The 20038-nt window shown below is 72.6% G+C and carries 18 protein-coding genes; 8 read left to right on the top strand and 10 right to left on the bottom strand.

The window, feature by feature from the left end:
- Positions 1 to 13 precede the first annotated feature (13 nt).
- Genes NE234_RS31700 through NE234_RS31690 form a run of 3 tightly spaced genes read right to left on the bottom strand, consistent with a single transcriptional unit; the run spans position 14 to position 2754 of the window.
- Positions 14 to 1255, bottom strand: a complete 1242-nt coding sequence (locus NE234_RS31700; protein ID WP_252784542.1) for an ABC transporter substrate-binding protein — start codon at positions 1253 to 1255, stop codon at positions 14 to 16.
- Between the two features lie 34 nt (positions 1256 to 1289).
- A complete protein-coding gene (locus NE234_RS31695; RefSeq protein ID WP_252784541.1) occupies positions 1290 to 1994 on the bottom strand; it encodes an ABC transporter ATP-binding protein in 705 nt (234 codons plus the stop codon).
- The gene (locus NE234_RS31690) at positions 1981 to 2754 is read right to left on the bottom strand and encodes an ABC transporter ATP-binding protein (RefSeq protein WP_252784540.1); all 774 of its coding nucleotides are present in this window, start codon (positions 2752 to 2754) and stop codon (positions 1981 to 1983) included. Before NE234_RS31690 ends, NE234_RS31695 begins: the two co-directional genes overlap by 14 nt.
- Positions 2755 to 3060: 306 nt before the next feature.
- Between NE234_RS31690 and NE234_RS31685 the strand changes: the two genes are divergently transcribed.
- On the top strand, positions 3061 to 4455 hold the full coding sequence (locus NE234_RS31685; RefSeq protein ID WP_252784539.1) for a tannase/feruloyl esterase family alpha/beta hydrolase: 1395 nt from the start codon (positions 3061 to 3063) through the stop codon (positions 4453 to 4455).
- A 57-nt stretch (positions 4456 to 4512) separates the two neighbouring features.
- Here NE234_RS31685 and NE234_RS31680 read toward each other — a convergent pair whose 3' ends face one another.
- The 4 genes from NE234_RS31680 to NE234_RS31665 form a co-directional block, all read right to left on the bottom strand.
- Entirely contained in the window at positions 4513 to 6354 is a 1842-nt protein-coding gene (locus tag NE234_RS31680) for an alpha/beta fold hydrolase (RefSeq protein ID WP_252784538.1), read from the bottom strand.
- Complete coding sequence (locus tag NE234_RS31675) at positions 6351 to 6944, bottom strand: TetR/AcrR family transcriptional regulator (RefSeq protein ID WP_252784537.1); 594 nt, start codon at positions 6942 to 6944, stop codon at positions 6351 to 6353. Before NE234_RS31675 ends, NE234_RS31680 begins: the two co-directional genes overlap by 4 nt.
- Before the next feature lie 160 nt (positions 6945 to 7104).
- A complete protein-coding gene (locus NE234_RS31670; RefSeq protein ID WP_252784536.1) occupies positions 7105 to 7452 on the bottom strand; it encodes an STAS domain-containing protein in 348 nt (115 codons plus the stop codon).
- Complete coding sequence (locus NE234_RS31665; RefSeq protein WP_252784535.1) at positions 7449 to 7619, bottom strand: hypothetical protein; 171 nt, start codon at positions 7617 to 7619, stop codon at positions 7449 to 7451. The genes NE234_RS31670 and NE234_RS31665 overlap by 4 nt, the downstream gene beginning before the upstream one ends.
- A 164-nt stretch (positions 7620 to 7783) precedes the next feature.
- On the opposite strand from NE234_RS31665, the gene NE234_RS31660 reads away from it, so the two are divergent.
- Both NE234_RS31660 and NE234_RS31655 read left to right on the top strand, forming a co-directional pair.
- On the top strand, positions 7784 to 11992 hold the full coding sequence (locus NE234_RS31660; RefSeq protein WP_252784534.1) for a SpoIIE family protein phosphatase: 4209 nt from the start codon (positions 7784 to 7786) through the stop codon (positions 11990 to 11992).
- Positions 11992 to 12309 carry an STAS domain-containing protein gene (locus tag NE234_RS31655; RefSeq protein WP_252784533.1) on the top strand — a complete coding sequence of 106 codons (318 nt, stop codon included), beginning with the start codon at positions 11992 to 11994 and terminating at the stop codon, positions 12307 to 12309. Before NE234_RS31660 ends, NE234_RS31655 begins: the two co-directional genes overlap by 1 nt.
- 60 nt (positions 12310 to 12369) lie before the next feature.
- Here NE234_RS31655 and NE234_RS31650 read toward each other — a convergent pair whose 3' ends face one another.
- Positions 12370 to 13398: a saccharopine dehydrogenase family protein gene (locus tag NE234_RS31650; RefSeq protein ID WP_252784532.1), complete on the bottom strand. Its 1029-nt coding sequence runs from the start codon at positions 13396 to 13398 to the stop codon at positions 12370 to 12372.
- Between the two features lie 110 nt (positions 13399 to 13508).
- On the opposite strand from NE234_RS31650, the gene NE234_RS31645 reads away from it, so the two are divergent.
- The 4 genes from NE234_RS31645 (at position 13509) to NE234_RS31630 (ending at position 17090) form a co-directional block, all read left to right on the top strand.
- Positions 13509 to 14501, top strand: coding sequence for a helix-turn-helix domain-containing protein (locus NE234_RS31645; RefSeq protein WP_252784531.1), 993 nt, complete (start codon positions 13509 to 13511; stop codon positions 14499 to 14501).
- A gap of 115 nt (positions 14502 to 14616) precedes the next feature.
- Positions 14617 to 15216, top strand: a complete 600-nt coding sequence (locus tag NE234_RS31640; RefSeq protein ID WP_252784530.1) for a GNAT family N-acetyltransferase — start codon at positions 14617 to 14619, stop codon at positions 15214 to 15216.
- 108 nt (positions 15217 to 15324) lie between these two features.
- Positions 15325 to 16230, top strand: coding sequence for an aminoglycoside phosphotransferase family protein (locus NE234_RS31635; RefSeq protein WP_252784529.1), 906 nt, complete (start codon positions 15325 to 15327; stop codon positions 16228 to 16230).
- Positions 16231 to 16271: 41 nt separating this feature from the next.
- Positions 16272 to 17090, top strand: a complete 819-nt coding sequence (locus tag NE234_RS31630; protein ID WP_252784528.1) for an ATP-grasp domain-containing protein — start codon at positions 16272 to 16274, stop codon at positions 17088 to 17090.
- A gap of 100 nt (positions 17091 to 17190) precedes the next feature.
- On the opposite strand, the gene NE234_RS31625 is transcribed toward NE234_RS31630, so the two are convergent.
- Positions 17191 to 17790: a TetR/AcrR family transcriptional regulator gene (locus tag NE234_RS31625; protein ID WP_252784527.1), complete on the bottom strand. Its 600-nt coding sequence runs from the start codon at positions 17788 to 17790 to the stop codon at positions 17191 to 17193.
- Positions 17791 to 17889: 99 nt separating this feature from the next.
- Here NE234_RS31625 and NE234_RS31620 point away from each other — a divergent pair, with 99 nt between their 5' ends.
- Positions 17890 to 19053, top strand: coding sequence for an epoxide hydrolase family protein (locus NE234_RS31620; protein ID WP_252784526.1), 1164 nt, complete (start codon positions 17890 to 17892; stop codon positions 19051 to 19053).
- A 95-nt stretch (positions 19054 to 19148) separates the two neighbouring features.
- Here NE234_RS31620 and NE234_RS31615 read toward each other — a convergent pair whose 3' ends face one another.
- Positions 19149 to 19940 (bottom strand): class I SAM-dependent methyltransferase, encoded by a 792-nt coding sequence (locus NE234_RS31615; RefSeq protein ID WP_252784525.1) that lies wholly within the window; start codon positions 19938 to 19940, stop codon positions 19149 to 19151.
- Between the last annotated feature and the right edge of the window lie 98 nt (positions 19941 to 20038).

The following is a 20038-nucleotide window of genomic DNA, read 5'->3' as shown; positions in this document are numbered from 1 at the left end:
GGAGGTGGCCGGGTCAGTGGAGCCGGCAGGCGGGGGACGGCGGCTGGAAGGCCTGGGCGGCGGGGACGGTGGAGAGGATCTTCTCGTAGTCCCAGGGTTCGGTGACGTCCTTGGCGGGCTTGACCTGGGCCAGTGACACGTCGTGGGTCAGGAGGTGGTCGGCGGCGCGGATGGTGCCGTCGTGGGTGAAGACGTCGTTGATCTTGGCGCCTTCGAGTTGCTTGACGACGGTGTCGGATTTGTCGGTTCCGGCGCGTTGCACGGCTTCGAGGTACTGCAGGGCGGCGGAGTAGTTCGCGGCGTTGGCGAAGGTGGGGCGTTTGCCGGCGGCGGCCTGGAACCGGTCGGCCCACGCGCGGTTGGCGGCGTCGGCGTTCCAGTACCAGGGGTCGGTGAACTTCGTGCCGGCCAGGGCGTCGGAGCCGAGGGAGTGGATGTCGGTGAGGAACATCAGGCCGACGGCGAGGCCGATGCCTTTGTCGCGCAGCCGGTACTCGTTGTACTGCTTGACGAGGTTGACGAGGTCACCGCCGGCCTGCATGGCGCCCAGGACCTGCGGTCTGGGGTTGAGTGAGGGCGCCTTGAGCAGGAAGGAGGAGAAGTTGTCGTTGGGGAACGGCGCCGGGTCGCTCTTGACGACGGTGCCGCCCGCGCCGCGTACGGCCTGGGTGAAGCTCTTGTTCATGTCCTGGCCGAAGGCGTAGTCGGGGTAGACGATGTACCAGTTCTTCGCGCCGTCGTGGGTGACGGTGCCGCCGGTGCCGTTGGCGAGGGTGTAGCTGTTGAAGCCGTAATGGAAGGTGTAGGCGTTGCACTGCGCGCCTTCGAGTTCGGTGGTGGCGGCCGAGATGTCGAAGAACAGCTTCTTGCGGGCCTTGGCGACGTTGGCGACGGCGAGCGCGGCGGAGGAGGTCGGTACGTCGAGGATGACGTCGGCCTGGCGCCGGTCGTAGAGTTCCTGCGCCTTGCTGTTTGCGATGTCGGGTTTGTTCTGGTGGTCGGCGGTGATGACGTCGATCTTCTTGGCGACGGCCTTGTCGCCGTACTTGGCCTTGTAGTCGTCGACGGCGAGCCGTACGGCCTTGACGCTGCCCTGCCCGGACAGCTCGGAGTAGACGCCGGACTGGTCGTTGAGCACGGCCAGCACGACCTTGCCCCCGCTGATCTTCCCCCCGCCCCCGCCGGGTCCGCCCGCGCATCCGGCGAGCGTGATCGCTCCGATCGTCACCGCGGTCGCGGCGCGTAGAGCCTTCATCGGTTCCTCCTCCTCGGTGGTGGTCCGGGGTCCGTCAGATCCCGAGGTGTTCCAGCAGTTCGTGTTCGCGGGCGCGGACCTCGTCGTTGCCCAGGGAGCGGACGATCCGGCCTTCGGCCAGCAGGTGGTGCCGGTCGGCGACGGTGGCGGCGAAGTGGATGTTCTGCTCGACGAGCAGGACGGTGACGCCCTGGTCCTTGACGTCGCGGAGGATCGCGCCGATCTGCTGGACGATCAGCGGGGACAGTCCTTCGGTCGGTTCGTCGCACAGCAGCAGCCGCGCGCCCATGCGCAGGACCCGCGCCAGGGCGAGCATCTGCTGTTCGCCGCCGGACAGCTTCGTGCCGGGGGAGCGGCGGCGTTCGCGCAGCCGGGGGAACGTCTCATAGATCCGGCCGAGGGGCCAGGGGCGGGGGCCGACGGCGGGTGGGAGCGTGAGGTTCTCCTCGACGGTGAGCGTGGCGTAGATGCCGCGGTCGTCGGGGACGTAGCCGAGGCCGCGGCGGGTCCGCCGGTGGGCGGGCAGGCGGGTCAGGCCGGCGCCGAGGAACTCGATCGTGCCGGTGGCGCGGGCGCCGCCGGTGGCGTGCAGGCCCATGACGCAGCGCAGCAGGGTGGTCTTGCCGGCGCCGTTACGGCCGACGAGGGTGACGATCTCGCCTTCGGCGATCTCCAGTGACACGTCGTTCAGTACGCGGGCCTCGCCGTACCAGGCCGACAGGTCCTCAATGCGCAGCATGGGCGTCTCCCAGGTAGGCGCTGATGACGCGGGGGTCGCGGCGGACCTCGGCGTAGGGGCCTTCGACGAGGACCTGTCCGGCCTGCAGGACCGTGACCCGGTCGGCGAGGGCGGCGACGACGCTCATGTTGTGCTCGACCATGACGACGGTGCGTCCGGCGCGGATCCGCTGGATCAGCTCGATCGTGCGGGTGAGGTCCTCGGTGCCCATGCCGGCGGTGGGCTCGTCCAGCAGCAGGACCCGCGGGTCGAGGGCGAGGGCGAGCGCGAGTTCCAGTGCGCGTTTGCGCCCGTAGGCGAGGGCGCCGGCCGGTTCGTCGGCGTGCGCGGCGAGGCCGACCTGGTCGAGCAGGTCCAGGGCGCGGCCGGTGAAGCGCCGCAGGGCCCGGTCCGAGCGCCAGAAACGCCAGCCCAGTGCCGTGCCGGCCTGCAACGCCAGTTCCAGGTGCTCGCGGGGCGTCATCTGCGGGAACAGGCTGGTGGTCTGGAAGGACCGCGCGACGCCGTGCCGGGCGACCTGTTCGGGGCTCTTGCCGGTCAGGTCGCGCCCGCCGACGTGGATGCGGCCGGCGGTCGGCCGGTGGAAGCCGGTGAGCAGGTGGAACAGCGTCGTCTTGCCGGCGCCGTTCGGGCCGACGAGCGCGTGCACCGCGCCGTCGGCGACGTCCAGGTCCACGCCGTCCACCGCGCGGAAGCCCCGGAAGTCCTTGACCAGGCTCCGCGCGGTGAGCACGGGAGGCGGGGTGGCGGGAGCGCCCATTCGCCCTCCTTGGCACTGTGTCGTACGGAACGGTGTCGTACCGTTCACCGGCCGGTCGACGGCCGGTGAACGGTGCAGGTGCCGCCGAACACTAGGCAGCCCTCGGGGCCGGATCCATGTGTGCGGGCCCCACATTCGCCCGGGTTCCGATGGTCCGCGGCCACAGGACGCCCCGGTGCGCGGCGGGTATGGGGGCGGCCGCCATGGGGCGGCGGGGGATTGTGGGTCCGCGGAACGTCGACCCCAGGGGGCCGGGGTCTCACGATGGCGGGCACGGTGTTCCCCGACCCACGAACCGAGGCGTGCATGCGACCGACGCGTCAGCTCCTCGCCGTGACCGCCGCCGCGGCGATCGCCGCGGCCGCCGTGACGGCCGTGCCCCATCCCCGGCCCGCGAGTGCGGCCGCGTGTCCCGCGGTGAGCGTTCCGGGCGCGGAGCGGCAGGTCTCCGCGTGCCTGGCCGACCTGACGACGGCCGGTACGGTGGCCACCGGCCACACGGTGCCGGCCGACTGGGCCGGTCTGCAGCCCGCCGGCGCGCGCAACCCCAGCGGTGTGCCGGGCCTGCAGATCGACGGCTATTTCCCCGACACCTCGACGACGAACACGAACAACGGCTGGGACCACGACTCCCAGTTCGTGCTCCGGCTGCCGGAGCACTGGACGGGCGGGCTGGTCGTCGCGGGTTCGCCGGGCAACCGGCGGCAGTACGCGAACGACTTCGCCATCTCCGACTGGGTGCTGGCGCGTGGCTACGCGTACGCGGCGACCGACAAGGGCAACACCGGCGCGCAGTTCTATCGCGACGGGACGCGGCCCGGTGACGCCATGGCCGAGTGGAACCGGCGGTTGACGCAGCTGACGATCGCCGCGAAGGCGGCCGTGGCGCGCCGGTACGGCCGGCCTCCGGCGCGGACGTTCGCGGCGGGGATCTCCAACGGCGGCTACCTGGTGCGCTGGCAGCTGGAGAACCGGCCCGGCCTGTACGACGGCGGCCTGGACTGGGAGGGGACGCTGTGGCGGGCCGAGGGCCCGAACCTGCTCACGTCCCTGCCGACGGCGATACGGGAGTACCCGCGGTACGCCGCGACCGGTGACCCGGCGGCGCACGCGGCGCTGCTGGGCGCGGGGTTCGCGGCCGGCTCGGAGCCGTTGTGGGACTACCACGAGAAGGTGTACTGGGACCTGACCCAGCGGATCTACCGGCAGGAGTTCGACCCGGCGTTCAGCGCGCCGGTCGAGGCGGGCACGCCGTACTGCGCCTCCGGCACGCCCGGTTGTGACGCCGACTACGACTACGCGCGCCGGCCTCGTTCGGTGCATGAGGCGGTGCGGCGTGTCGCCCTGAGCGGGCGGATCGGGCGGCCGCTCATCACCCTGCAGGGCACGCTGGACACGCTGTTGCCGATCTCCCAGGACTCCGACGTGTACGACCGGCTGGTCCGCGCCCGCGGGCGCGGCGGGCTGCACCGCTACTACCGGATCGCGGGCGGCAACCACGTCGATGCGCTGTACGACGTGTTCCCTGGTCTGCTGCGCCCGATCCTGCCGTGTTTCCACGCCGCGCTCGCGGCCCTGGAGGACTGGGCCGGGCAGGGCACGCCTCCGCCGCCCGGCGGGACGGTCCCTCGTCCGACCGGCGGTGACCTGGCCAACACCTGCTCGCTCAGCGGTGCGTCGAGGACCTCCGGCCGCGCGTGAGCCACGGCACGCCGGAGGGACATGCCGGCCATGACGTCGGCGGGCCGGTCCGTCAGGTCACGCCGGTGAAGGTCCCTGGGCGTTCTCCGGGGCGCCGGGTGAGCCTGGGGAGGGGGCAGGGTCACGGACGGCGCGGGCCACGTCCTCGGGGTGGGTCAGCTGGGGATGATGGCCCGCGCCGGCGACGATCGTCACGGTGACCTGCGGGAGCGTGTCCAGCAGGGCCAGCCCTTCGGGAGTGAGCGGATCGCGGGAGCCCGCGATGACGTGGACGTGACCCGGGTAGCTTTGCAGCCCGGCCTGCAGCTGTTCGCGCCATCGTGGCTCGGCGGTGGCGGCGAGGAGCCGGGCGGTGGTGGCGGCCGCGCCGCGGCGCAGGTCCGCCACGCTCGAGTGGAGCGCGGACGCGTGCGCCGTGCTGCCGGTGAGCCGGCCGGCCAGCGTTTCGGGGGAGACACGGCTCAGGTATGCGCGGGTGAGCGGTGCCCAGCGGGCGGGGCGGGCGGGGCGCGCCTGCAGGAAGAACGGTGATACGAGGGTGAGCCGCTCCACCGTGTCGGGATGGGCGGCCGCGGCCTCGACGGCCGCCGCGGCGCCGATGGAGTGGCCGACGAGGTGACGGGCGCCGGTCTCGGTCACCAGTGCGGTGAGCCAGGCCGGCCAGTCGTCGCGGTGTCCCGCGCTCATCCCCAGCCCGGGCAGGTCGACGGCGCGGGCGCGGCCCACCGCCGCGATGACCGGCGCCCAGGTGTCGGCGTTGACCGGCAGGCCCGGGAGCACAACCGTGGGCGCGTCCGGCTCTCCGAGCTCGAAGGTCCGCACTCCGCCGGGCGTGGTGAAGCGCCTGTCACCGGCGGGGGCGTCCCCGAAACGGTGCGCCGCCAGGTGGTCGGCCCAGCGGCGGATCGTCGGAGCGGTGTCCGGCGTGCTCAGCCCGTGGCGGGCGGCGAAGGCGCGTGCCGACGCGGTGGGGTAGCGGTCGCTCGACAGGAACGTCAAGGTCTCCGGGTCCGCCTTGGTGAGCCATCGGGGCAGGCGCTTGACCAGGGACACCGGGATCCGAGCCCGTGGGACCTTGACCCGGTAGTGCTCCGCGACGAGTGCGAGCAGGGAGGGCAGTGTGGGCGTGTCGTCGTCCAGCAGCCAGTACGCGGCGTTCTCGGCGGCCTCGTCGACCGGAAGCAGGGTCATGAACCTGGCGAGGTGGTCGACCGCGGCGACGGGAACGAACGTCCGCGCGTTCCCCGGTACGGCGGCCAGAGAGCCCTGCCAGAGGTCCTTCACGCTCGAGGCGAGCCCCAGGTACTGGTCGGCCTCGCCGGTGACGCTGTCACCGATCACGCTGGAGGGGTTCACGATGGACCAGGGGACGCCCAGCCTCGCCGCCTCGGCCTGGAAGACTGCGTCCGCCTCGACCTTGGACGCCTCGTAGGCGCCCAGGGCCCGGTAGGTCTGCCGTCGGCGCTCCTCGCTCCAGGGGGCGGGATCCTGCCCGCCCACGCGGTACCCCGAGACGTGCACCAGGCGGCGAAGGCGCGGCAGCCGCGCCGCGAAGGCGACGATGGCGCGGACACTGCCGACGTTGGCACGGCGGGCCTCCTCCGCCGACATCCCGAACCGGTACGCTCCGGCGCAGTTGTAGATCTCGGTGACGTCCCGGTGCTCGCCGTCGATCAGCGACGGCCGGGTGAAATCGGCTCGAAGGTCCGCCGGGGCCGTGGCGTGGCCGTGCTCGGCCAGCCATCCGGCGAGCCGCCGGTAGGACTCGGGGCTTCGGGTGGCGGTGCTGACCCGGACGCCGGCCCGGCCGAGCGCGAGGATCAGGTGGCGGCCGATGAAGCCGGTCGCGCCGAAGACCAGGGCGTGCCGGTCCGGGGCGTGCCGGTCCGGGGCGTTCACGACGCGGCCTCCGTGTCCTCGTCCAGCAGTACGGCAAGCGTCGCGGCGGCGCAGCGCAGCGGCTCGGTCGACCGTTGGGCGCGCGACACGATCATCGCTCCCTCCACCATGCTGACCACGGCCGTGGCCGTTGAGCGGGCGGCAGGACGGGATCGGCCGTGCGCGACCAGGTAGTCGGTCACCGGCGTGATCCACGATTCGAAGGCGTCCGCGCAGGCGTGCCGCAGCCGCTGGTTCCGCGCGCCCATCTCCAGGGTCACGACCGAGACCGGGCAGCCCATCGCGTAGTCACTGTCGGTGAGCATCCCGGCGAGCACGTCGATCACGCGGCGTATCACCTCACCCGGCGTCGCCGATGTCAGGGCCGACTCGGCGATGAGAGAGCCGAACCGTGCGGCCGCGAGTGCGACGGCGTGCTCTCCCAGCGCCTCCTTGCCCTGGGGGAAGTGGAAGTACAGCGAGCCCTTGGGGGCGCCGGCGTGCTCCACCACCGCGTTGAGCCCTGTGCCGCTGTACCCGTGGCGCTGGATCAGCTCGAGCATCGACTCCACCAGCCGGGCGCTGGTCTCGGCTCCCTTGGTTCCGACCATGCACGAGACAATAGACCGGTCTACATATTTTGGCCAAGCGCAGCGCCCGCGCCAGCGATGGGACCGGCGGCCCGGACACCAGCACGTTCGCGTTCGGGCGACGCGCCCGCCCGATCCACCCGGGCCGGGCCCGCGTGCAGAGAATCCCCGGGCGGGGCGGCTACAGGGCGGCGACCGCCTCGTCGACCGTCGGGTAGGAGGCGAAGACGTCGTGGAGCCCGACGATGCCGAAGACGCGGTTCAGGTCGGGGTTGAGGCCGACCAGCGCGAGGGGCGCCTTGCTCGCCTGGGCGCGGTGGTACGCGGTGACCAGCACGGTGATGCCGGTGGAATCGCAGTAGGTCAGGTCGGTCAGGTCGATGATGACGCCCTCGGCGGTGAAGGCCGTCTCCTGGACGGCCTGCCGCAGGTGGGCGGCGGTGTAGTAGTCGAGCTCGCCCGCGACCGAGATCACGGCCGGGCCGGCGGGGTGGGCGTGGGTGGTGGCGGTCAGGACGCGGTCGGTCACCGGTTCTCCTGTACGGGGACGGTGGTGGTACGGGTGGGCACGGACAGGGCCGGCAGGGCGGTGCCGTCGGTGACGCCCCTACCCAGATCATCGAGAAGCCTGCGGACCGCCGCGAGGACGTCGCCGGCGTCGCGCGGCGCCGTGGCGGTGGCGGGTGCGGTGTCCATCGACGTCGTTCTCCAACCTGCGTGAAGATCCCGGGCGACGAGGTGCGAATGTAACGGCTCGGGGTGGTTGGCCTATCCTACGGAAGCCGCCGGGCCGTCCCCCATTGCAGGTCCCGGCGGGGCCGTGGCGAGGCAGGCGCGGGGTCGTGGCGAGGGAGAGGGCGATGAGCGGTGCTGGGCCCAGCGGGCCGGTGGAGGACGCCGGGTCCGGGCCGCCGGCGGCGGCCGGGGCAGGCGTGTTCTTCGTCGACGGAGAGGTCGGCCGGGACCTCGCCGCGGTGGATTGGGCGGCGACGCCGCTCGGGCCGCCGGACGGCTGGCCGCAGAGCCTGCAGACCGCGGTCAGCATCCTGCTGTCGTCGCGGTTCTCGATGTGGATGGCGTGGGGCCCGGAGTTGACGTTCTTCTGCAACGCGGCCTACCGGCGGGACACGCTGGGCCGTAAGTACCCCTGGGCGCTCGGCCGGCCGGCCGGCGAGGTCTGGGCGGAGATCTGGGACGACATCGGCCCGCGGATCGGCACCGTGCTGAACACCGGGAAGGCCACCTGGGACGAGGCGCTGCTGCTGTTCCTGGAGCGGTCGGGATACCCCGAGGAGAGCTACCACACCTTCTCCTACAGCCCGCTGCGCGACGACGCCGGCGCGGTCGTCGGCATGCTGTGCGTGGTCAGTGAGGAGACCGAGCGGGTCATCGGCGAGCGCCGCATGGCGACGCTGCGGGACCTGGGCTCCGACCCCAGCGTGGTCCGTACCGAGCAGGAGATGCTGGCCTTCGCCGGCCGCCAGCTCGGCGGCAACCTGCGGGATCTGCCGTTCACGCTGGTGTACCTGTTCGAGGACGACGGTCCGGCGCGGCTGGCGGCCTCGACCGGGATCCCGGCCGGCCATCCGGCCGCCCCGGTGACGGTCCCGGCCGACGGCACCGGCGGCGTGTGGCCGGCGGCGGCGCTGGCGCGGGGGGAGTCCGCGCTGGTGGCCCTGGAGGGCGCCCCGTTCACCGGGCTGCCGTCCGGGGACTGGCCGGAGCCGCCCACGCACGCGCTGGTGGTGCCGCTGCTGCAGCAGGGCAGCGCGCCGTACGGTTTCCTGGTCGCGGCGCTGAACCGGTACCGGCCGCTGGACGAGAGTTACCGGGGGTTCATCGAGCTGGCCGCCGGGCATGTCGCGGCGGGCATCTCCAGCGCCCGCAGCTACCAGGCCCAGCAGCGGCGGGCCGAGGAGCTCGCCGAGCTCGACCGCGCCAAGACCGCGTTCTTCTCCAACATCAGCCACGAGTTCCGTACCCCGCTCACCCTGATCATGGGCCCGGTCGAGGAGCTGCGGAACCGGCTGGGCGCCGCGGACCCGCGGGCCCGTGAGGAGCTCGACGTCATCCGGCGCAACGGGTTGCGGCTCGGCAAGCTGGTCAACACGCTGCTGGACTTCTCCCGCATCGAGGCGGGCCGGATGCAGGCCCGGTACGAGCCCGTCGACCTGGCGGCGGTGACCGCCGAGCTGGCCAGCGTGTTCCGCTCCGCGATCGAGAAGGCGGGGCTCGTCTTCGCCGTGGACTGCTCCCCGCTGCCCGAGCCGGTGTACCTGGACCGGGGCATGTGGGAGAAGGTGATCTTCAATCTGCTGAGCAACGCGCTGAAGTTCACCTTCGACGGCTCGGTCCGGGTGAGCGTGCGGGTGGAGGACGACCACGCGGTCGTCACCGTCGCCGACACCGGCATCGGCGTGCCCGAGGCGGAGATCCCGCGGCTGTTCGAGCGGTTCCACCGCATCGAGAAGGCCCGCTCGCGGTCGAACGAGGGCAGCGGCATCGGGCTGGCGCTGGTCAAGGAGCTGATCGGCCTGCACGGCGGCACCATCAGCGCCGTCTCCGCCGAGAACCAGGGCACCACCTTCACGGTACGGCTGCCGTTCGGGCACGCTCACCTGCCGCCGGACGCCCTCGTCGACGGGGACGCGGCGGCGACGGTCTCGGCGACCGCCGACCCGTTCATCCACGAGGCCCTGCGCTGGCTGCCCTCGGACCCGCGGGACGACGCCGAGGCACCGCCCACCTCCGAGGAGGTCGGGTCCGGCACCGGTGAGGAGGTCGCGGCCGTGCCGGGACGCGGCCTGCCGGCGCGCGTGCTGATCGCCGATGACAACGCCGACATGCGCGAGTACCTCACCCGCCTGCTGCACGGCGCGGGCCACCGGGTCAGCGCGGTCGACGACGGCCAGGCCGCGCTGGAGGCCGCGCGGGCCGACGCGCCCGACCTGGTCGTCAGCGACGTGATGATGCCGCGCATGGACGGTCTGCAGCTGGTGGCGGCGCTGCGCGAGGACACGCGCACCGCGAGCATCCCCGTGCTGCTGCTGTCGGCCCGCGCGGGTCAGGACGCCGCGATCGAGGGCCTGGAGGCGGGCGCGGACGACTACCTGGTCAAGCCGTTCTCCGCCGCCGAGCTGCTGGCGCGGGTGCAGGCCGTCGTCGAGCTGGCCCGCCTGCGCAGCCACCACGCCCGCTGGCGTACGGCCCTGGTCGACTCCCTGCAGGAGGCGTTCTTCGTCTGCGACGAGCAGGGCGCCGTCGTGGAGATCAACGCGGCGTTCACCGACATCCTGGGCTTCGGCCCCGACGGCCTGCCGTACGGGCCGATCCACCCGTGGTGGCCGGACGCCGACGGTGACCCCGAGGCGCACCGGCTCGTGGCGGAGGCGTTCGCGGGGGTGCTGTCGGAGGAGCGCGGCGTCTACACCGTGCCCGTGACGCACCGTGACGGGCACCGGGTGTGGATCAGTGTCGCGTTCAACCAGGTTCAGGATCTGGACACCGGGCGCCGGGTGACCGTGGGCACCTTCCGCGACGTGACGGCCGAGCACTACGCCATCCAGCGGGAGACGGCGGTGGCGGCCCTGAGCCTGCGGCTGTCCCAGGCCGCCAGCCTCGAACAGGCCCTGGCCGGCGCCCTGGAGGAGGTGCAGGCCCTGTGGCGCGCCGATCGGGTCCTGGCCGTCGTGTTCGCCGGCGGCGGCACGCCGGTGGTGACCGGCACCGGCGCGGACACCGCCTGGGAGGCACTGAGCGACCAGCACCGCGCCGCGCTGACCGGGCTCCGCGACGGCCCGTCCCTGGCGCCCGCCACCAACGCCGCGGGCACGGCCGCGGGCGTCGGCCTCGAACACCCCCGCGGCCCGATGGTGCTGTGGCTCGACCTGGACGGTCACCGGCCGTTCACCGACCAGGACCAGACCCTGCTGTCGCTGCTGGCCGGTCACCTCGCCCAGGGGCTGGTGCGCGCCCACCAGATCGACCAGCAGCGTGAGACCGCGATCGCGCTGCAGCGGGCCATCCTCGGGCCCTCGGACCTGCCGGAGGGCTTCGCCGTCCGGTACGAACCGGCCGCCCGCCCACTGGAGGTCGGCGGTGACTGGTACGACACGGTGCCGCTGCTCGACGGGCGCATCGGCATCGTCGTCGGTGACTGCGTCGGCCGTGGTCTGCAGGCCGCGACGGTCATGGGGCAGTTGCGCAGCGCCTGCCGGGCGCTGCTGCTGCAGGACCCGAGGCCCGGCCAGGCCCTCACCGCGCTGGACCACTTCGCCGCCGGGATCCCCGGCGCGATGTGCACGACCGTCTTCTGCGGGATCCTCGACCCGCAGACCGGGCACCTGGCCTACTCCAGCGCCGGGCACCCGCCCGGCATCGTCGTCCATCCCGACGGCACCCGGCACCTGCTCGAGGGCGGCCGTGCGGCCCCGCTCGCCGTGCGGCCCGGCACGCCGCGTCCGTACGCCGAGCACACCCTGCCGGCCCGCGCCACGCTGCTGCTCTACACCGACGGCCTGGTCGAACGCCGCCGCCGGCCCCTGACCGAGGGCATCGACCTGGCCGGCGATGCCGTGCAGGAGGGCCGGGAGACCGGCATCGACGTGCTGGCCAGCCAGGTCATGACCCGCCTGGCGCCCGCCGGGGGATACGACGACGACGTCGCCCTGCTGCTCTACCGGCACCCGGCCCCGCTGGAGATGACCTTCCCCGCCGAGGCCACCCAGCTCGCGCCCGTCCGCAGGGCCCTGCGCAGCTGGCTCGCCAAGTGCGACCTGCCGCCCCAGATGGTGCAGAACGTGCTCGTCGCCGCCGGTGAGGCGTGCGCCAACGCCATCGAGCACGGCCACCGCGACGCGCCCGGCGACATCGTCCGCATGCGCGCCGAAGCGCTGGTGGACCGGATGCGCCTGACCATCACCGACACCGGCCGCTGGAAGACCCCCGAACCCGAGGCCAACGCCCACCGTGGCCGTGGGCTCACCCTGATGCGCGCCATGATGCAGCACGTCACCGTCACCCCCGGCCCCGACGGCACCACCGTCGACATGCAGACCAGGATCGCCTGATGACAACCCCCCTGACCCTGACCCCCGACCGCCGGCCGGACGGCACTCCCGTCCTGACCGCCGCCGGTGAGATCGACATGAGCAACAGCGCCGATCTGGCCACCGCCGTGACGACCGCCCTGGGGGACGACAGCGGTCCCCTCGTCGTCGACCTCACCGACGTGGAGTACCTCGACAGCGCGGGGCTGAGCATCCTGCTGTCCTACGCCGACCGCATCGAGGTGATCGCCACGCCGCTGCTCGGCCCGGTCCTGACGATCTGCGGCCTCACCGATCTGACCACCGTCCGCGGCCTGGACCCCACCGACCCCGCCTGACGGTTCCGGGCGGGTGGCAGCGGTTCCGGTGACGGTGACGCGGCGCGGGGAAGCGGCCCGTCAGGGACGCGGGTCCAGGGTGATGTGGGGGGACAGCGCGCGGAGGAAGTCGGGCGCGTCGAAGATCTCACCGGCGGAGGCGACCCCGGCCGTCCTGGTCCGTCCGGTCAGGACACGGTCGACCGCCTCGACGGCGAGCGGTGCGGTGACGGCGTAGATGTCCCGGCCGCTCGCCGCGGCGCGCCGTTCCCGGCCGCCGGAGCGCACGACGACGTCGACGAGGAAGGTCTGCGCGGACCGCCCCCGCGCGTCGACCGGGGCCGGCGCGGGCGTGTCCGGGTCCGACAGGTCCCTGGCCGCCTCGACCGTCATGTAAGTGCGCACGTCGGGGATGGACAGGTGGTGGGGAACGGTGACGGCGTCGGCCATCGTGAACTCCCCGATGACGGCCCGGGGGCCCATCGGGCCGGGGAAGGGCCACTCCAGGATCGGCGGGTCGTCACTGCGGTACTCCAGCCGCCCGTTCGCGTAACGGACGCGCCGGCCGTCCCGCCGCTGCCGGGAGACCGCGCCCGAGGCGCGCGTCCCGGCGGTGGGATGCCAACCGTTCAGCCCGTAGGCGATGTGCGCCTCGTCGGCCGCCGTCCAGTCGCCCATCGCGGCGGTGGCCAGCAGGTCGCCGAGGCCACCGTAGAAGGCCATCGCCGGGACGACCACCGCTCCCGCCGCGCGGGCGCGGTCGGTGAAGCGCGTGAACGTGTCGACGATGGCCTCGATCTCGGCCGCCACGTCCACGTAGGGGATCCCGGCGCGCAGGGCCGCCTCGATCACGGGGGCGGCCGTCGTGGCGAAGGGCCCGGCGCAGTTGATCACAGCCGCCGCGCCGGCCAGGGCGCGGTCGAGGGCGGCCGGGTCGTCCGCCGACGCCGGACGGGCCTCCAGCCCGGACTCGGACGCCAGCGCGTTCAGCTTCTGCGCGTCACGCCCGGACACGACCGGGACGTACCCGCGCTCCCGCAGGTGCGCCACCACGAAACGCCCGGTGTGCCCGTACGCGCCGAACACCGCCACCGTGAGTCCTGATCCCATGGGTTCTCCTCGCACTCGATCGACCTGCTGCGGTCCGTCACGCAGATCCTGGCGGGGACGGGCACCCCACCACGAGTGTCCGGAACGCCAACACCCGTACAATTCCGGACATGCACACGGTGGCGCTGGCGGTCGTCGACGGGATGCTGCACTTCGAGCTGTCGCTGGCGTACGAGGCCTTCGCGGCCGCCCCGACCGGCGTGGCCGATCCCTGGTACGGCCTCGCCGTCTGCGGGCCGGGCGCCGTGCGGGCCGGCCGGTTCCGGCTGGAGCCCGACCACGGCCTGGACCGGCTCCCGTACGCCGACACCGTGATCGTCCCGGGCTGGGCGGACGTCGAGGAGGCCCCGCCGGCGGACCTGGTCGACGCGGTGCGCGCGGCCCACGACGCCGGAGCGCGCGTTGCCTCGCTCTGCACGGGCGCGTTCGTGCTGGCCGCCGCCGGTCTGCTGGACGGGCGGCGCGCGACGACGCACTGGGCGCACACCCAGGTCCTCGCCGCGCGCTACCCGCGGGTGGAGGTGGACCCGGACGTCCTGTACGTGGACAACGGCAGCGTGCTCACCTCCGCCGGCAAGGCCGCCGCCATGGACCTGTGCCTGCACCTGATCCGCCTCGACCACGGCTCGTCGGTCGCCAACGCGGTCGCCCGCCGCCTGGTCGTGCCGCCGCACCGGGACGGCGGCCAGGCGCAGTTCGTCACCACCCCGGTGCCCGCCCCGGGCAATCACCCGCTCGCCGGGCTGTTCCCCTGGGTGATGGAACGGCTGGACCGGCCGCTGACCGTGGAGGACCTGGCCCGCCAGGCGCGGATGAGCTCGCGGAACCTGGGCCGCCATTTCCGGGCGGTGACCGGCACCACTCCCTTGCAGTGGCTGCTGACCCAGCGGATCCGCCGCGCCCAGGAACTGCTGGAGAACACCGACGACGGCGTCGACGCCATCGCGGCGGCCACCGGCATGGGCACCGCGACGACGCTGCGCCGGCACTTCAACCGCACGGTCGGCGTCCCCCCGGACACCTATCGCCGTACCTTCCGCGCGCGGACCGGCCCGGCCCCGGCCGGTGACACCGCCACCCATGGTCCGCCGGAACCGCGCTGAGGCCGCCGGGCACGACGCGCGGAACGGTCTTCGCAGGTGAGCCGCGAGTGGTCGCCGCGAATCCGCGTGGACTGGCCCTTTCCGGGTGGTCTGAAACGGCCCTACGGTGCCAGCCATGAATGGGAGCGCATGGCTGGAACGTCCCTCGCTGACCGGGCGGCACGTCCGTCTCGAGCCGCTCCGGCCCGAGCACGCGGAGGGACTGTACGAGGCGGGCAAGGACCCCGAGGTCTGGCGGTGGCTGAACGTCCGGCAGCCGTCCGACGTCGCGGAGATGCGCCGCATGGTCGAGGAGGACCTGCGCGCGGTCGGCGCCGCGCGGCTGCCGTGGGTGCAGATCGACGCCGTCACCGGCGAGGTCGCCGGCACCACGTCGTACTACGACGTCGAACCGGCGCACCGCGGCCTGTGGATCGGGCACACCTGGATCGGCGTCCGCTGGCAGCGGACCGCCCTGAACACCGAGGCGAAGCTCCTGCTGCTGGAGCGGGCGTTCGACGTGCTGGGCGCCCTCCGGGTGGGCTGGCACACCCACCACCGCAACGAACGCTCCCAGCGCGCCATCGAACGCCTCGGCGCACGCCGCGAGGGAGTGCTGCGCAGCCACCGCGTCCGGCCCGACGGGTCCGTCCGCGACACCGTCTGCTACTCGATGCTCGCCTCGGAGTGGCCCGCCGCCCGTGACCGTCTGCGGGCCCGCCTCACCGCCGCCTGACCCGCTCCCCGCGCGGGTTGCCCGTCCGCTCCGCCGTCGTCCCGGCCCATCGGCGGGGGAGAGTGAGTACCCGCGCCGCCCGCCTTGTCTCGCGTACTGTGGCTTCGCATGGCCGACTCCGAGAACGAGATCACCGCAGAGCTGGTCCACGATCTCCTCAGGGACCAGCATCCGGACCTTGCGGGGCTGGCCATCCGCGAGGTGGCGGGCGGCTGGGACAACCGGATGTGGCGCCTTGGGGATGAGCTGGCCGTGCGCATGCCGCGCACGGAACGTGCCCCGGCTCTCCAGCGCAAGGAGCGCCGGTGGCTGCCCGTCCTGGCCCCGCGTCTTCCGCTCCCGGTGCCGACTCCTGTGCGGATCGGCGAGCCGTCCGCGCGTTTCCCGAGGCCCTGGAGCGTCATGACGTGGGTTCGCGGCGAGCCACTCGACTGCGCCTCGATCAGCCGCGACGACCACGCGGCCGACACGCTGGCGGGCTTCCTCCGGGCCCTCCACGTGGAGGCGCCCGCCGAGGCGCCGGCCGGTTCGGACCGCGGCGCTCACCCCAAGAAGTGCACGGACGGCTTCGAAGCGTTCTTGCGGGCCGCTGTCCCCGGCGGCGTCGCCGCCGACGCCCGGGCCATCCGGGACGTCTGGGACGATGCCGTCGCGGCCCCCGAATGGGAGGGCCCGCCGGTATGGCTGCACGGTGACCTCCATCCCGCGAATGTCGTCGTCTCGGAGGGGACGCTCTCGGGCGTGATCGATTTCGGCGACATGTTCGCCGGCGATCCGGCGTGGGACCTCGCGGCCGCGTGGCTGCTCCTTCCCGCGGGCGCGGGTTCACGGTTCTTCGAGGCGTACGCGCAGGCGGACGAGGCGACGATCCGGCGCGCCCGCGGGTTGGCCGCTCTGAAGAGCCTCTTCCTGATGCTCATGGGCCAGAAGGGGGAGCGGGGCCTTCCCGGCGGGAAGCCGGCATGGGGACCGGCGGGCCGGGCGGCGCTCGCTCGTGTTCTGGCATTCGGCTGAGCCGGCCCTCTCCCGCATCGGCCCGTTCCAAGGATCCCCGGATGAGCGCACCCCGATCGTTCCTGCTGCCGCCCGTCGCGACCACCACGGGCCGGCTCCTGGCGGAGGCGGCCGTGTGGCGGGGAATGGACGTGCGCACGCTGGCCGGGCCTCCGATCCCGGCCGGCCTGAGCGGCCGCGCCCACCTGTACGGCGGCGAGCGCTTCGCCGGCGCGGTGACGGCCGCGCTGGACATGGCCCTGTTGGACCCGCCTCTGGATCTGCTCGCGGCCCTGCCCGCGCACTTCACCGGCAGGCACGTCGAGCTGATCACCCTGGGGCAGGCCCGGCGGCACCGTACTCCCCGCTTCGTCAAGCCGGCCGCCGGGAAGGCGTTCCCGGCCGGGGTGCGCCCGGACGGCGCCGCTCTGCCGGCGCACCTTCCCGCCGAACTCCCCGTGCTGTCCGCCGAACCGGTCATCTTCACCGAGGAGTACCGCCTCCACGTCCTGGACGGCCAGGTGCACGCAGCGAGCCGCTACGCGGTCTCCGGAATCCTCGACAGCGCACCGCTGCCGCCGGGCCACCGCGCGATCGGCTTCGGCGCCGAACTGCTGAACCACCTGGGGAGCGGGCTCCCGAGCGCCGTCGTCGTCGATGTCGGGATCCTTGACGGCGGCCGGCTCGCCGTCGTCGAGGCCAATGAGGCATGGTTCAGCAACTCCTACGCGGCCGACGCCGAGCGTGTCCTGGACGTCGTCCTGCGAGCGGCCGGACCCGCACGCGATCTACGGGACACCGACCGGCCCTTCGTACGGCGAAGGGCCGCGGGCGTACGTGCCGACGCAGCCGCCCGTGATCTGGGAGACCTCCCCCAGTAGGAGGGGCGGCCGCCACGCAGGCCGGATCTCCCGGCCCCGTCGAGGTGGTCGTGTGCTGCGCCGGCGCGCGTCAGGCCACGGGCCTGAGGAGTGCTGCGGGTCAGGGTTGGTCGCCCGCGAGAGCGATTGCGCGCGTCTCGGGAACTCCCAGCATCAGCAGGCTCGTGATCGTCGCTGCTCGGGTGCCGAGGGTCCCGTTCGACAGGTCGCTGTCCGCGATGGCGAACACGGCGCCGTAGGCGACCTGGCTCAGGGTGCCTGCGGGCAGGTGCTGTGCGAACACGTCGGTGTCCTGGCCCCGTTTCACGAGGTCGGCGAGGAGTTCGTCGACCGGCCCGAGCAGGTCGTGGATCGCCTCGCCGTACTCGCCACGGCGCAGTGCCAGCAGCACTCGGTACCGGTGCGCCACCGGCCAGAGGCGGGCGATGAATTCGGCCCACGCCGCGTCCGCTTCTGCGTCGGAGGCGTTGACTTCGGTGAGCACGGCCGTCATCTCGGTGACGGCCCGTTCCGTGAGTGTCCGAACCAGGTCGAGGCGCGAGGGGAAATGGCCGTAGACCGTGCGACGGACGACGCCGGCAGCGGAGGCGATGTCGCCCATGCCGGCGTCGGGGTTCTCCCCCAGCACATCGAGGGCGACGTCGAGGATGCGATCGCGTGTCTCGTTCGTCGAGCGCACACGGGTGGACTCGGTGGGCACGACACCATTGTTGCACACCAGTGTGCAGTGAGATAGGTTGCACACCAGTGTGCAACGAAGGGTTGCGCCGTGCTTCGAAGCTCAGGAGAAGAGAAGGCAATGACCGCACCGACGCCGCCGACCTCGACCCTCGTCCGCCCGTTCACCGCCTCGATCTCGGATTCGGAGATCGACGACGCGAAGCAGCGGCTGGCCAGAACTCGATGGCCGGATCCGGAAACGGTGGACGACTGGTCGCAAGGGGTTCGCGTAGAGAACGCCAGATCTCTGGTCGACTACTGGGAGCGCGGCTACGACTGGCGGCGCCTCGAGTCCGAGCTCAATCGCTTCCCGCAATTCCTGACCGAGATCGATGGGCTGGACATCCACTTCATCCACGTCAGGTCCAAGAATCCCAACGCGATGCCGCTGATACTCACGCACGGATGGCCGGGCTCGATCGTCGAGTTCCTGAAGCTGATCGGCCCGCTGACCGATCCGGTCTCGTTCGGAGGAGACGCCGCCGATTCATTCGACGTCGTCATCCCCTCGCTCCCCGGGTTCGGGTTCTCCCAGAAGCCCACGGAGACCGGGTGGACCGTATCGCGCATCGCAAGCGCGTGGGTGGAGCTGATGAAGCGTCTCGGCTACACGAGATGGGCCGCGCAAGGCGGCGATTGGGGTGCCGTCGTCACCACCGCCCTCGGGGCCATGCGACCTGAGGGGCTTCTCGGAATCCATCTGAACACCCAGTACGCCTTTCCCGCACAGATACCCGACACCTTGTCGCCCGAACAGCGCCACGCCGTGGAGGGCCTCGCCCACTACACCGGCGATCTCGGCGGGTCGAACCACCTTCAGGGCACGAAGCCGGAGACCGTCGGATTCGCCCTGGCGGACTCTCCCGCCGGTCAGGCAACCTGGATCTACGAAAAGTTCCAGTCCAAGACCGACAACCACGGGCTCGCCGAGGACGCCCTCAGCATGGACGACATGCTCGACGCGATATCCCTCTACTGGTTCACCAACAGCGCAGCGTCGTCCGGCCGCATCTACTGGGAGAACAAATCGGCCACTTTCGCCGGCCCGAAGCTGACGCTTCCGGTCGCGGTGACCGTCTTCCCGAGGGACATCCCCCGCCTGCCACGAAGCTGGATCGAAGACACCTACAGCAATCTGATCCACTACGGCGAGGCCGACAAGGGCGGACACTTCGCGGCCTTGGAACAGCCCGAAATCCTGGTCAGCGAAATCCGCACCGGCCTGCGCGCCCTTCGTTCCTGACGTCAACGCGCGAGCTCAGAAGCGCACGCGTATCACTCGGGCTTCGCTGAATCGACCAAAGGCGCTGGGGCAGCATGCGTTGCGCTTCAGTGCCGTCACCCGGCGAGGACGGACCGGATCGCCACGGTGGCGATCGGGAGGTCGAACTCCCCGGACGCGGTCTCCGGCGTCGTGTGCAGGTAGTCGAGGATCCTGGCCATCAGCGCCGCCCGCTCGTCCTCCGGCAGGATCAGCACGTGCGAGTGCGTGCCGATGGTCGCCGCCATCGACTCGGCGGTCCGCCGCTGCACGTGGGCGAACTCGGCGTACTCGACCGCCGGGAACTCCGGTGTCGGGGTGAACGCCCGCTCGGCCTGCCAGTCCCTGAGGCTGAGGCTGCTCCGGGAGACCTGTTTCAGGCCCCTGACCCAGGGGACCCGATGGTCGTCGACGTTCCACAGGCAGGCCAGCACGCCGCCGGGGGACAGCACCCGCGCCATCTCCGGCAGCGCGCGGTCGAGGTCGAACCAGTGCAGCGCCTGCCCGACCAGGACCGCGTCGACCGATCCGTCCGCCAGGGGGATCCGCTCGGCCGTTCCCGTGACCGCCCGCACGTCCGGCAGGCGGGTGCGCAGCTCCGCGAGCATTCCGGGGTCGGGCTCCACGGCGACCAGCGTGGTGGCGTACGGCACCAGCGCCTCGGTGAGCTTGCCGGTTCCGGCCGCCAGGTCGAGGACGCGCAGTGAGCCGCGGCCCACGACGGGCTCCAGCGCCCAGCGCACCGCCTCATCGGGATAGCCCGGGCGTTCCGCGGCGTAGGCGGCGGCATGACCGCCGAACGACGATGCCCGGCGGGCGACGATCTCGGGATCGCGATCGGAGGGGGAAGGGGGAGAGGCGGTGCTCATCTGCCCGACCCTAGACCCGGCACGCGAGCGTGTTCGGGACTCGGCGAACACCGACCTTCTCATGCCGTCCGCAAAAGGTCACACCGGTGCTGTCGAGC

The organism is Actinoallomurus rhizosphaericola (genome assembly GCF_024055675.1).
Taxonomy (GTDB): domain Bacteria; phylum Actinomycetota; class Actinomycetes; order Streptosporangiales; family Streptosporangiaceae; genus Actinoallomurus; species Actinoallomurus soli.
Note: the sequence above shows the minus strand (reverse complement) of the source record. Positions and strands in the feature narration are given on the sequence as shown.

Bases quoted from the DNA above. Each gene is read 5' to 3' on its own strand.
- NE234_RS31675 (WP_252784537.1), bottom strand. From the start codon at position 6,944: ATGGTCGGAACCAAGGGAGCCGAGACCAGCGCCCGGCTGGTGGAGTCG.
- NE234_RS31700 (WP_252784542.1), bottom strand. From the start codon at position 1,255: ATGAAGGCTCTACGCGCCGCGACCGCGGTGACGATCGGAGCGATCACG.
- NE234_RS31640 (WP_252784530.1), top strand. From the start codon at position 14,617: ATGAATGGGAGCGCATGGCTGGAACGTCCCTCGCTGACCGGGCGGCAC.
- NE234_RS31655 (WP_252784533.1), top strand. From the start codon at position 11,992: ATGACAACCCCCCTGACCCTGACCCCCGACCGCCGGCCGGACGGCACT.
- NE234_RS31650 (WP_252784532.1), bottom strand. From the start codon at position 13,398: ATGGGATCAGGACTCACGGTGGCGGTGTTCGGCGCGTACGGGCACACC.
- NE234_RS31685 (WP_252784539.1), top strand. From the start codon at position 3,061: ATGCGACCGACGCGTCAGCTCCTCGCCGTGACCGCCGCCGCGGCGATC.
- NE234_RS31630 (WP_252784528.1), top strand. From the start codon at position 16,272: ATGAGCGCACCCCGATCGTTCCTGCTGCCGCCCGTCGCGACCACCACG.
- NE234_RS31645 (WP_252784531.1), top strand. From the start codon at position 13,509: ATGCACACGGTGGCGCTGGCGGTCGTCGACGGGATGCTGCACTTCGAG.
- NE234_RS31690 (WP_252784540.1), bottom strand. From the start codon at position 2,754: ATGGGCGCTCCCGCCACCCCGCCTCCCGTGCTCACCGCGCGGAGCCTG.
- NE234_RS31665 (WP_252784535.1), bottom strand. From the start codon at position 7,619: ATGGACACCGCACCCGCCACCGCCACGGCGCCGCGCGACGCCGGCGAC.
- NE234_RS31615 (WP_252784525.1), bottom strand. From the start codon at position 19,940: ATGAGCACCGCCTCTCCCCCTTCCCCCTCCGATCGCGATCCCGAGATC.
- NE234_RS31695 (WP_252784541.1), bottom strand. From the start codon at position 1,994: ATGCTGCGCATTGAGGACCTGTCGGCCTGGTACGGCGAGGCCCGCGTA.
- NE234_RS31660 (WP_252784534.1), top strand. From the start codon at position 7,784: ATGAGCGGTGCTGGGCCCAGCGGGCCGGTGGAGGACGCCGGGTCCGGG.
- NE234_RS31635 (WP_252784529.1), top strand. From the start codon at position 15,325: ATGGCCGACTCCGAGAACGAGATCACCGCAGAGCTGGTCCACGATCTC.
- NE234_RS31620 (WP_252784526.1), top strand. From the start codon at position 17,890: ATGACCGCACCGACGCCGCCGACCTCGACCCTCGTCCGCCCGTTCACC.